This is a genomic window from Desulfitobacterium sp. (genome assembly GCF_035539115.1).
Taxonomy (GTDB): Bacteria; Bacillota; Desulfitobacteriia; order Desulfitobacteriales; family Desulfitobacteriaceae; genus Desulfitobacterium_A.
Genome location: NZ_DATLJA010000086.1, coordinates 105,787 through 117,645, shown reverse-complemented (window position 1 = coordinate 117,645; position 11,859 = coordinate 105,787). Strand labels below are relative to the sequence as shown.

The window sequence follows — 11,859 nt, the reverse complement described above, 5'->3', positions numbered from 1 at the left end:
TCATCCCACCTTTCATGTGGAAAACGCATCACGATAGAGGTATTTTCCCTGAGGATATTCCGAATTCATTTGCCCCTCGCTCACCACGTGCTGACCGCGTAAAAAGACATGACGCGCTTGACCTATTTGGGTGAACCCTTCATAAGGCGAATAGTCAACCTGTTGAGCCTGGGTCTGGGCGGAAATCACTGCCCTTATTCCCGGATCCCAAACCACGATATCAGCATCACTGCCTACGGCAATCACCCCTTTGCGGGGATAGAGTCCGAAAAGTTGGGCAGCATGAGTTGAGGTCAGATTGACAAATTCCTGGAGTGATATTTTTCCGGGAACGACGCCGTAGGTGTAGAGCAGAGCCAAGCGCGTTTCAACCCCGGGCATGCCGTTAGGAATTTTACTGAAATCCTCGCGTCCCAATTCCTTCTGACCCTGAAAATTAAAGGAACAATGATCCGTAGCCACTGTCTCAATCCAATGATCTTTGATTCCCTGCCAGAGGGCATCTTGGTTTTCCTTCGCCCGCAGTGGCGGCGAGATCACATACTTGGCGCCCTCAAATTCAGGTAAATCGTAGACCGATTCATCAAGCAAGAGATACTGGGGACAGGTTTCGGCGTAAACGTTAAGACCTCGTCTTTTAGCTTGAGTCACAACTTGAAGCGCTTCGCCGGAGGTCAGATGAACAATATAAACTGGCGCCTGTGCTAGTTCCGCTAAGGCAATAGCCCGTGAGGTTGCCTCTCGTTCCGCAAGAATGGGCCGCGTATGTGGATGAAAAGAGGTCTCCAGTTTTCCTTCGTCGTGAGCTTCTTTTACGAGTTCAGCGATGATATCCCCGTTTTCACAATGCAAACAGAGCAGGGCTCCGCTCCGTTTGCTCTCACGGAAGGCCTGCAACAGGACACCATCATCGACTTGTAAGCTTCCTTTGTAGGCCATGTAAAATTTAAAGGAAGAGACGCCTTCCTCTTGGACGAGTTTCTGCATTTCTTGGGCCACAGCATCGTTCCAATCCGTAATCGCCATATGAAAGCCATAATCAGCATAGGATTTCCCCTGAGCTTTAGCGTGCCAGTTTGCTAAACCTTGGTGTAAGCTTTCACCTTTAAATTGGGTAGCAAAATCGATAATGGTTGTCGTTCCCCCCAGAAGGGCCGCCTTCGTCCCACTCGCGAAATCATCGGCAGTTACCGTTCCTGCTGAAGGCAGGTCAAAATGCGTATGGGGGTCAATTCCTCCCGGAAACAAAAAGCAGCCATCCACATCTAAGACTTTATCTTGTGCTTGTCGGATATTTTTCCCGAGGGCAACAATCTTTTCGTCTTCAATGCGTACGTCTGCTTCATATGTTTCGAGGGCTGTGACAATTTGACCACCGCTTAATACAATAGCCATGTTTTTCTCTCCTTGGCAGAGATACGTTCTGCCCTGAAAAATTCTTTAAGAATGACTAAAAAGACCCACAAACGTAGCTTCTCCCCTTCGAGGATAAGTCGACTAAGGCTTGAACTTCGTACCTCAACTCTAAGCCAAGTCTCCTATATCGCACAGGAATAAACGATTTCGCGGAGGGGCGCTATGGCGCACAACGCTTCTGAGGGTTAGCGGCGCCACTGGTTGACTTGCAGAAAGCAGAAGGGTTTGGCAGAGCTCCCTCAGAGACAAGTGTGCCAGTCCTGGAGCGCTGAGTGAATGGATGTGCGGGAAGCTACTCGACCCAAAATTCTTTTATTTTCCTTAAGACATATTGAATCAAGGAATAATGTGTGTCCCCGTTCTACCTGCGACTGCTTCTTCCAACGATTCAGGGTTTGTAATAATCGCTTCTTTACCGCCCGCTTCAAGAAAATTAATCACGGCTTGAACTTTGGGCAACATGCTTCCCGGTGTGAAGTGGTTTTCTTGGACATATTCTTTGATTTCAGCGAGAGTTATTCGATCTAACGCCTTCTCAGTCGGCAGCCCATAATTTAAATAAACCTGAGGTACGCCAGTCGAGATGATGAGCAAATCAGCGGCTAGTTGAGTTGCTAAGAGGCTAGAGGCAAAATCCTTATCGATGACGGCATCTACGCCATCAAATCCGCCATTTTCCTTAACTACGACCGGGATTCCGCCGCCACCGGCTCCGATGACACAATAGCCGGCATTGACCAGCAAATTGATGACTTCTTTCTCCACGATTTGACGCGGGGCCGGCGAAGGGACGACACGCCGATAACCCCGGCCTGCGTCACTGACCATAACCCAACTTGGATTTTCTTTTTGAATCAGGTGAGCCTGTTCTTCGCTGTAGAAAGAACCAATCGGCTTAGAGGGTTTCAGAAAGGCTGGATCATTCTTATCCACCAAAACTTGCGTAATGATCGTGACTGCGGATTTTCTGATCCCCCGTAGTCTGAACTCATTATCAATCGCTTGTTGGATCTGATAGCCGATCGAACCTTGGGTATCCGCACCGCAACTAACGAGCGGCACACCATGCATCGCTGCCACTTCACTGGCAATTTCCGCTCGGCGGAGAATAAACCCAACCTGCGGGCCGTTGCCGTGGGTAACGATCACTTCATACCCTTGCTCAATCATGCCCACAATATGGCGCGCTGTTTCCACAATTGCTGCGTATTGATCTTCGACGCTTTGATGGGCATTATCTCGAATCAAAGAGTTCCCGCCGATAGCTACAACAGCTAATTTGTTCACGTTTATCTGCCACCCATCAATAAAGTCATCACTGCTTTGGCTGTATGAATACGATTTTCTGCTTCATCATAGACAATCGAATGAGGCCCATCAATGACCGAATTTTCGACTTCATTATCGCGATCAGCCGGCAACGCGTGCATATACATCACATCTTTATCAGCGGTCGCCATTTTGGCTTCGGTGCATTTCCAGGATTTTTGAGCCATCAGTTTATCATCGACGACTTTCGAAGCGCCAACAAGTGTTGCTCCCGTTTGGTCGTTAACCCAACTTCCCCAGTTTTTCGGAATGACGATGTCTGCCCCTGCATAAGCTTCGGCTTCATTATTCGTGATCGTAACCGTACCCCCATAACGGGTAGCATTAACTTTCGCTTGATCAATAACCCAGTCAGGCAGTTCCCAACCTTTCGGATGGGCCAAGACGACATCCATACCATAGCGTGGGAAGAGCAAAATTTGGGATACCGGAACCGAAATCGGCTTTTTATGGCTTTCCGCATACGCCCAGATAATGGATACTTTAACCCGTTTCAGATCCCCGACTTTCTCTTTCATGGTCATCAGGTCGGCAAGAGCTTGAAAGGGATGGTAAAGATCGCATTGCAGATTCATAACCGGAGCTGTCGACCACTTAGCCAATTCATTGAGGTATTTATTGCCCACGCCCCAGTTGCAATAACGGGCGGCGATGGCATGTCCAAAACGGGAAAGAATGACTCCTGTATCTTTCGCTGTTTCGCCATGAGCCACTTGCATACTGCTGGAATCAAGGTAGTTAGCATGACCGCCCAGTTGAGCGATCCCCGCTTCCATCGAATTCCGTGTTCTAGTGGATTGCTCGAAGAACATCAGGAACATGGTTTTATTTTGTAGGTAAGGTGTATCAACACCCATCGCGAACTTTCTCTTCAGATCGAGCGAAACCTCGATCATTGTATCGACTTCTTCTTTGGTGAAATCTTCAAGATTAATGAAATGTCGGCCGTGAAAAATAGTTTGCATCTAAAATCTCTCCTTCTAATATTTTCTGATTTCAAGGTAGTATAACTCTTCACCTAACTTAGAGAATCTTAGAGTCTTTCGATTGAAACACTCAGTCGACCCGAAGTAAGTTTTCCGTGGTCTCTGGCATTTTCGCTGCGTATTTTTGGGTATAGAGCATGGGAATAACGGCATACATCGCAGCCGCATTGACCAATTCCTTTTTCCAAGTTTTTTCATTGGGGGCATGCGCTTGGTCTTCATGGCCGGGACCAAAACCAATACAGGGAATACCATATCGGCCCATGATTGAAACGCCATTGGTGGAGAAGGTCCATTTATCTAAGACTGGGGTTTCATGGAATAACTCTTGATAAGATTCTTCGAGTGTCGTGCAAAGTGGGTGTTCTTCTTCAATGAGCCAGGTGGGGAAGTAGCAATCGGTCGGATAAACCAGATTGGTATAAGAAGGCCGTTCGTAAGTATACATCGTCACTTCCGCTTGGGCCGCTTTAACGGCAGGCAGGTTTCGGATCTGTTGCAGCGCGAATTCGGCTGTTTCTCCGGCAGTTAAGCGACGGTCAAGGGAAATCCAGCAGCTATCAGCAACGGCACAACGAGAAGGTGAGGTAAAGAAGACTTCGGAAACGGTTAAGCTGCCTTTACCGAGGAAAGGATGATCAGTGAGGTTTTCATGGAGCGCACGCAGTTCGTTGAGAATTGGAGCCATTTTGAAGATCGCATTATCTCCACGTTCTGGAGCTGAACCATGGCAGCTGATGCCTTTCGTGGTCACTTTAATTTCCATCCGGCCACGATGTCCGCGATAGATCTTGCCATCGGTTGGTTCCGTAATGACTACGAATTCCGGATGGAGTTTGTCCTCATTGACAATATACTGCCAGCATAAGCCATCACAATCTTCTTCTTGAACAGAACCCACAACGATCAGCGTATAGTCATCTTCAAGTCCTAATTCTTTGATAATCTTGCCCGCATAAACCATGGAGGCCATCCCTCCGCTTTGATCGCTTCCCCCTCGACCGATAATGATCTCGTCATCTTCATACCCTTGATAAGGGTCATATTCCCAAAGCGAGCGATCCCCGATACCCACAGTATCGATATGGGCATCCATGGCGATCACGTGTTGACCATGACCAATATATCCGAGGATGTTCCCCATGGGGTCAATCACGACTTTATCAAAGCCCACCTTTTCCATTTCTTCTTTAATTCGCAAGACAACTTTTTCTTCTCCGCAGCTTTCGCTCGGAATGGCGATCAGATCCCGTAAAAAGCGACTCATTTCTGGCTTGTACGCTTGGGCCATCTCCAGGACTTTGGCAAAGTTCTCCACGCTGATTACCCCTTTCTTTCATCACCTGTTAAGTTCCTTGATTGACGTCTCACATTTTTTGCTTCTGTATACCCTATTTCTTTGCAAAAAGCGTGCCAATTTAACAGGGTCGTAAAACACTCATTTACGTTTGAGTATTTAGGGGGAAAATCTCGCTTTGAGACTGTTAAGTTTTATCCCAGATCACTATTTATGCCTATTCCTTACCCCAGTGGGAGTCTTTCTGTCCAGTCTCATATCGCGACACATTTCTCTTCATGAGACTCGCCTTTAAGAATACGTTTTATTAGCCGTTATCTGATATTCCTTAATCTTGCGATAGAGCGTGGCGCGGCTGATTCCCAGCAACTTTGCGGTCTCTTCTTTATCGCCTGAGGCTTCGGCCTGGGCCAGCGCCTTCATAATCGTCTCGCGTTCTAGCTCTTTCAGATTCAACCCTGAATTGGTAGGTCGTGATGTTAGATCAGCCTTGACCCGTTCTGGCAAAAGCTTAGCCGTGATGGTGTCCTGCTGAGACATTGTGACACAATATTCGATGACGTTTCCCAATTCGCGAACATTTCCAGGCCAGGAATAGCGTTCAAGAATCTGCTCCGTCTCGGGCATCAACCCTTTAACAGCCTTCCCTGTCACCTCACAGTAATGCTCGAGATAAAACTGAATCAGGATGGGGATATCTTCTTTACGCTCGCGCAGAGGCGGAATTGTAAGCGGAATGACGTTGAGGCGATAATACAGATCTTCACGGAACTCACCGGTTTTAACCATATTGTCAAGATCCTGATGGGTCGCGGCAATAACTCGTACATCGACAGGAAGAGAACGTGAGCTTCCGATTTTTTCAACCCGTTTTTCCTGTAAAACCCGGAGTAATTTGACCTGCAGATGAAGTGGCATATCGCCAATTTCGTCTAAGAAAATCGTACCGTTGTGAGCGAGCTCGAATTTCCCCAATTTACCGCCGCGGCGGGCACCGGTAAAGGATCCCTCCTCATAACCAAACAATTCGCTTTCCAACAAATTCTCAGGTATAGCACCGCAATTTACGGCAATAAACGCATGATTATGCCGTTTACTGCTTTGATGAATCGCCCGCGCGAACAATTCCTTACCTGTCCCGCTTTCACCGAGGATCAGGATCGTCGCGTTACTCTGAGCAACACGTTGGGCGACTTCCTTAACATTTTTCATCTTCGCACAATCTCCAATAATTTCGGAGAAATGAGTTTCGACCTCATTGACCGTAGTATCTCTGACGAGCTTTTTAATCTGCTTCATGTCCTTGAGACTGATGACTGCACCCTCAATCAGGCCATTATTTTTTATGGGGACAGCGTCGCAATAAAGCAGGGTGGCCACTCGTTTCCCTTTGATTTGACCGGAAAAGGACTCTCCTCTCATGATCGATTTCCAAATTTTCTTATCATCAAGGATTTGGCTCAGCTCGATCTTTTTGGGGTTTAATTGTGAAAAATCGAGAAGTTTAGCTCCCAATGTATTAAAATGGGTGACTTGTTTTTGCTCATTGACCAATAAAATTCCATCATGGAGCTGGTTTAACAGCGTAATCAACTGGCCGGTCAAAAGCTCCCGCTCCCGATTTTGGGCATTTTCCGAAACCTTGGCGCTCAGAAGGTCGGCCATCTTCTCTAAGAATTGCAGAAGCGATTGTTTGTTATCGATTAAACGCTTAGCTTGTTCTTCGTCAAAACTAACCAGGCCGATCGCACCGAGCACCTGGCCTTCTAAAACAATGGGGATGGCCACTTCGGAGTATTCCATACAGTTGCCTCGTCGCGGGCAGGGCTGACAGAGCGGATTAAAACCAGGGTTATCGATAATGACAGTGCTTCCTGTCTGCATCACATGGCGATAAACAAAGCCCTCTTTCATCGGAGCTCCACATTGATTCGAGTACTTCCCCGTGCCTGCGATGCGGATCAGCTCAGCGTCTGCGATCTCGACCTCAATTTTAAGGGCAGCGGCAATGGCATCTGCCGTTTGTTGAACCGTATTTTGAATATCTTGCAGTTGATACATAGATTCACCTCATTTGAAAATTAAAGATGCACTTTAATCTAATAACATATTCGTGCCCCAACTGCAATTTCCTACTCTCCTCCTCTAAACCCAGGATATTTTCAAAGGACTTAGTGCCGGTTAATCAGCAGATAAAATTTAGGGAGCACAAAACCTTTGACAGATTCTTTTTGTGCTCCCGCAATCTTTTTTGCCTTAACGTGCTGCTGAGGGAAATTCACCATCCCAAACAATACTTCGATACTTTTCTGGATCCGTGTCTCCTTCGGTATTGAAGATCAGGATTTGGGAATTTTCGTCCAAGCCCAAGGATTCACGAACCTCACTCATGTTCTTGTCTTCAAGTAAACTTAAAAGAAGTCCCGTCGTTACCGCTCCAGATTCGCCTGAAATGACCCTGGGGTCGCCTTTGAGGGGATTTCCTAAAGTTCGCATTCCTCGCGCGGCAATCCAATCAGGACAGGAGCAAAATAGTTGACTATAATCGCGTAAAATGTTCCATCCGATAGGGTTGGGCTCGCCACACGCCAATCCTGCCATGATCGTCTGCATCTCTCCACCGACGTTCCTCGGCATACCATCATTAGCTAGTACTGATTTGAATAAGCAGGCCGCTTTATTCGACTCGGCGATGATCGTCTTGGGCCGCTCTTCACCAAAAACTGAGGCGAAATATCCCTGTACTGACCCTGCCAGAGCTCCTACTCCTGCCTGAACAAAAATATGGGTCGGCTTTTTGATACCAAGCCGATTTAATTCCTCCAGGGCTTCAGCAGACATGGTACCATACCCTTGCATAATCCATGTTGGAATCTCGACATACCCTTCCCAAGCTGTATCTTGAACCACTACCCAACCCTTTTCCTCCGCTTCGGCAGCGGTCATCCGGACGGCATCATCATAATTCATATCCACTATGGAAGCTTCAGCACCTTCCGCGCGAATTTTTGCTAAACGATACGTTGATGACCCTTTGGGCATATATACCACCGCTTTTTGATGAAGTTGCCGTGCCGTCCACGCAATCCCCCGCCCGTGATTCCCATCCGTCGTGGTCACAAACGTAATCTCTCCTAGTTTCTCCCTGACTTCCTGTGACGTTAATAACGCGTAAGGGAGTTCAGAGATGTCCCGATGCAAGCGCTGCGCTAGATAACGGGCAATCGCGTAAGAGCCGCCAAGCGCCTTAAAGGCATTCAGTCCAAAACGATATGATTCATCTTTAACATAAATTCCACCCACCTTTAATTTTTCGGCAAGGTGGGAAAGATTCTGTAAGGGGGTCGGCTCATAGCTTGGGAAGGTCTGATGAAAGCTCTTGGCTTTTTCCACTTCCGCTGCACTGAAGAGTACAGTAGATACCCCTTCGCCATATTTCTTCACCATTTTGTTTTCTGTCCAAAGTATTTTCTCGCTCATAACTATCCCTTTCCCAATGTCTTGTCAATTCTATTAGACGATTACAATTGCTTCGATTTCAACGTGTGCACCCAGTGGCAGCTTCGCCACTTGCACGGTACTCCGGGCGGGAAAGTTCCCGCTAAAATATTGGCCATAGACTTCATTCACCGTTTGGAAATCGTCCAAATTGGTCAGAAAGATGGTCGTCTTGACAACCCGATTTAGATCTGAGCCTGCCTCACGTATAATCGCCGCTAAGTTTTCCATGCTCTGTTTGGCTTGATCCTCAATCTTCTCAGGCATCTTTCCTAGAGCTGGATCCATTGGCAGTTGTCCAGAGACAAAGATAAAGCCATTCGCTTTTATTGCTTGAGAGTATGGCCCAATCGCTTTTGGTGCACGTTCGGTGCTAATACATTCTTTAGACATTTTTAATCGACCTCCAATTGTTTCTGAGAAATTCTTCTTTATCTACATAATGCAAGTTTATAATGCAAGTTTCATGCCAATAAACTGAAATAAATTAAGGCTTGAATCCGTATACGGTATTCAAGCCTTGTTATTTTGGTTTCGCTACTAGACACCGGTTTTTATCATTTGATGGTGCTCATATCGGCATGAACGATTAGCCTACTCCTTTCGGAGTCTGGCGATTTCCTGATCGTAATGCTCTACTTTTGCAAATTCCATTTCCCAGAATTCTTCTGTTTTCATCGTGTCTAAATATTCCTGTGAATAACCAAAAGGTAACCAGTCTTTTTCTTTTTGCATATAGAGCTGTTCCTTGGCCTCTTTGCTCCGGTAATCATAAATATTGCTCGTATCCTGACAAAGAAATATATCTTTAGCCCAACGTCTTAAAACAAATTTTTCTGTTTCCAGGTAACGTTTTTCGAGATCCTCTAAGACTGAGGGATAACGATCAAAGCCGTCCGTCGCAATCGTCACGACATTGTCATCCGGCCCAAGTTTAAGGTAATGAGCCATTTTAATCGCGCCTAAGATATTACAAATTCCGGAAACTCCAAAAAGACCATGGAGAGCGAGCGCCTGCTCTTTGGAAACCCCTTGTTCTTCGAGAACTTCAGCCCCATCCTGCGTTATTTTCAAGCCACGAACGGCATCATCGTCCGGAATCAGGGCGACAAAGTCCGTGGTATTGATGTTGTGGATCAACGTACACATTTTATCACCGATGCCTTCGATCCGGTGCTGACCTCTGCCGCCATTGGCTAAAGTAGAGCACTCATAGGGTTCCAGCGCCACAATCTTGGCTTCCGGGAAAGCGTGTTTAATCTCATCCCCTGCCGCAATCGTACCTGCCGAACCGGGAGCAGAAGTAAAACAAGCAATCCGGCCGTTACCAATTCCTTTTACCGCTTCAATGGCTGAATTACCCGTGACATAACGATGAAAACGATAGTTTGGCATGAGCTCGAACTGAGCTAAGGGCCGATTTTTCGGGTCCTTTTTTAACTCATAGGTCCGTTGCAGGGTCAGAATGACATCCGATTCGGTACCAGGCGTGAGATCCAGTTTTGCCCCATACTTTTGAATCCGATCATAGCGTTCTTTACTCATGTTATCCGGCATAATGACGACAGCCTCATACCCCATCAGATTACAAATATAAGCAACACCGATCCCAAAGTTACCCGTTGAGGGTCCAAGGATCGTGTGTTCACCTGGAAGAATATCGCCATCAACACAGCCTTCAATCAGCGTCGCATAAGCAGGTCCAACTTTATGCGAACCGGAGGGGAAATACTTTCCCAGCATGACGACGATATTGGCTTCTGTCCCAGTCAGCTCTTTAGGAAGCACAATTTTTCGAACTTCCCCTTGAGCATCTTTCCAAGTGATGTTGAAGAGGTTAAGGGGATCTAATTCATTGGTTTCTTTGGCTTTTAAGGCTTGTGCATGAACTTTAGGAGCAATCGTCTCCGGATAAAGCATTTCCTGATAGGTCGGTCCAAACGGAATTTTAGCCATAGTGAGTGTTCCCCCCGTTAAATTCTATAAATTAGAACTAATGCCTCGTTGCTGCAAGGCTTCAATTAACAGTGGTAAGGACGGTTCAACACAAATAGGTTCACCCGCAGCTGCGATAGCATTTTTCACGTCTTTAAGTCCATTCCCGGTAACGATGGCAACCACCGTTTCGTCCCTTCCAATCGTTCCCTGAGCGACCATACGTTTTAACCCTGCGATTCCTGTCACTCCTGCCGGTTCACCGAAGATGCCGCTGGTCTTTCCGAGCTCACGCAGGGCTTCGAGAATCTCCTCATCACGAACAGCAATCATGGTTCCTCCCGATTCACGCACCGCTCGCAGCGCCTTTTCCGGGTTACGCGGTACGCCGACCGCGATACTGTCAGCAAGGGTATTCTCTTCGGCTGGCTGCCAGGGCCGATTTTCCAGAAAAGCATCAACTAAAGGGCTGCACCCTGTAGATTGAACTCCGACCAGCTTCGGCAAACGGTCAATCCAACCCACGCTGTACAGGTCCTTAAAACCTTTCCACACGCCGGCGATTGTACAGCCATCTCCGACTGAAAGGATGACCCAATCGGGAACCTTCCAGTGCAGTTGCTCGGCGATTTCCAAGGACACGGTCTTCTTCCCTTCAACAAGATAGGGGTTAATTGCCGCATTGCGGTTATACCAACCCCAGCGTTCAATCGCCTCGGCCGATAAACGAAAAGCATCTTCATAAGACCCTTGAACACTGATGACATTGGCCCCGAAAATCAGGAGCTGAGCGATTTTCCCCTGCGGTGCCCGTCCGGGAACGAAAATCACCGTGCGGATGCCCATCGCCGCCGCGCTTCCAGCTAACGATGAGGCGGCATTGCCGGTTGAGGAGCAGGCAATGGTTGTCGCCTGTTCTTCAATCGCCTTGATCACTGCAATTACGGAAGCCCGATCCTTCAAGGAAGAAGTGGGATTTTGACCATCATCTTTGACATATAAATTACTCAGGCCCAGACTTTCTCCCAAGCCCGCCGGTTTATAAAGGGGACTCCAGCCAATGCATAAATGCGGGCGAGGTGTTTCCGGCTTAATCGGAAGAAAGGGCAAGTAGCGAAAGACCGAGTAATCCCTGGAATTCTCGACTTGCTCCCGCGTCGTCTGATGCTTGATTTGGGCATAGTCATATTGGACATCGAGAATACCCTCTTTACTACCACAGCTTGGGCACGTATAGAGACCTGGCTTGGCTGGAAACTCTCTGCCACAGTGAATGCAGCGCAACCCAAGAACGTTATCCATGCTATCAACTCCCTTTTTCTATGACAGTAGACCCTTACGCCACTATGCAAAAATGCCTGACCCGAGACCCGAGCATTGACCCCAAACCATCGCTTG

Annotated in this window: 9 protein-coding genes; all 9 read right to left on the bottom strand. The window is 47.4% G+C overall.

Annotated elements, in window-relative coordinates:
• Nucleotides 1–12: 12 nt before the first annotated feature.
• The 9 genes from hydA to VM640_RS14115 all read right to left on the bottom strand — a co-directional run bounded on the left by hydA (nucleotide 13) and on the right by VM640_RS14115 (nucleotide 11,763).
• On the bottom strand, nucleotides 13–1,395 hold the full coding sequence (gene hydA / locus VM640_RS14155) for a dihydropyrimidinase (RefSeq protein WP_325393313.1): 1,383 nt from the start codon (nucleotides 1,393–1,395) through the stop codon (nucleotides 13–15).
• A gap of 357 nt (nucleotides 1,396–1,752) precedes the next feature.
• Entirely contained in the window at nucleotides 1,753–2,703 is a 951-nt protein-coding gene (gene arcC / locus VM640_RS14150; RefSeq protein ID WP_325393311.1) for a carbamate kinase, read from the bottom strand.
• A 2-nt stretch (nucleotides 2,704–2,705) separates the two neighbouring features.
• Nucleotides 2,706–3,710 (bottom strand): ornithine carbamoyltransferase, encoded by a 1,005-nt coding sequence (locus VM640_RS14145; RefSeq protein ID WP_325393309.1) that lies wholly within the window; start codon nucleotides 3,708–3,710, stop codon nucleotides 2,706–2,708.
• Nucleotides 3,711–3,801: 91 nt separating this feature from the next.
• Nucleotides 3,802–5,049 carry a YgeY family selenium metabolism-linked hydrolase gene (locus tag VM640_RS14140; protein ID WP_325393307.1) on the bottom strand — a complete coding sequence of 416 codons (1,248 nt, stop codon included), beginning with the start codon at nucleotides 5,047–5,049 and terminating at the stop codon, nucleotides 3,802–3,804.
• Between the two features lie 270 nt (nucleotides 5,050–5,319).
• On the bottom strand, nucleotides 5,320–7,089 hold the full coding sequence (locus VM640_RS14135) for a sigma-54-dependent Fis family transcriptional regulator (protein ID WP_325393305.1): 1,770 nt from the start codon (nucleotides 7,087–7,089) through the stop codon (nucleotides 5,320–5,322).
• A 195-nt stretch (nucleotides 7,090–7,284) separates the two neighbouring features.
• Nucleotides 7,285–8,508 carry a diaminopropionate ammonia-lyase gene (gene dpaL / locus VM640_RS14130; protein ID WP_325393303.1) on the bottom strand — a complete coding sequence of 408 codons (1,224 nt, stop codon included), beginning with the start codon at nucleotides 8,506–8,508 and terminating at the stop codon, nucleotides 7,285–7,287.
• A gap of 33 nt (nucleotides 8,509–8,541) precedes the next feature.
• Nucleotides 8,542–8,919, bottom strand: coding sequence for a RidA family protein (locus VM640_RS14125; protein WP_325393301.1), 378 nt, complete (start codon nucleotides 8,917–8,919; stop codon nucleotides 8,542–8,544).
• A 201-nt stretch (nucleotides 8,920–9,120) separates the two neighbouring features.
• The gene (locus VM640_RS14120; protein ID WP_325393299.1) at nucleotides 9,121–10,482 is read right to left on the bottom strand and encodes a PLP-dependent cysteine synthase family protein; all 1,362 of its coding nucleotides are present in this window, start codon (nucleotides 10,480–10,482) and stop codon (nucleotides 9,121–9,123) included.
• A 24-nt stretch (nucleotides 10,483–10,506) separates the two neighbouring features.
• On the bottom strand, nucleotides 10,507–11,763 hold the full coding sequence (locus VM640_RS14115) for a threonine synthase (RefSeq protein ID WP_325393297.1): 1,257 nt from the start codon (nucleotides 11,761–11,763) through the stop codon (nucleotides 10,507–10,509).
• Between the last annotated feature and the right edge of the window lie 96 nt (nucleotides 11,764–11,859).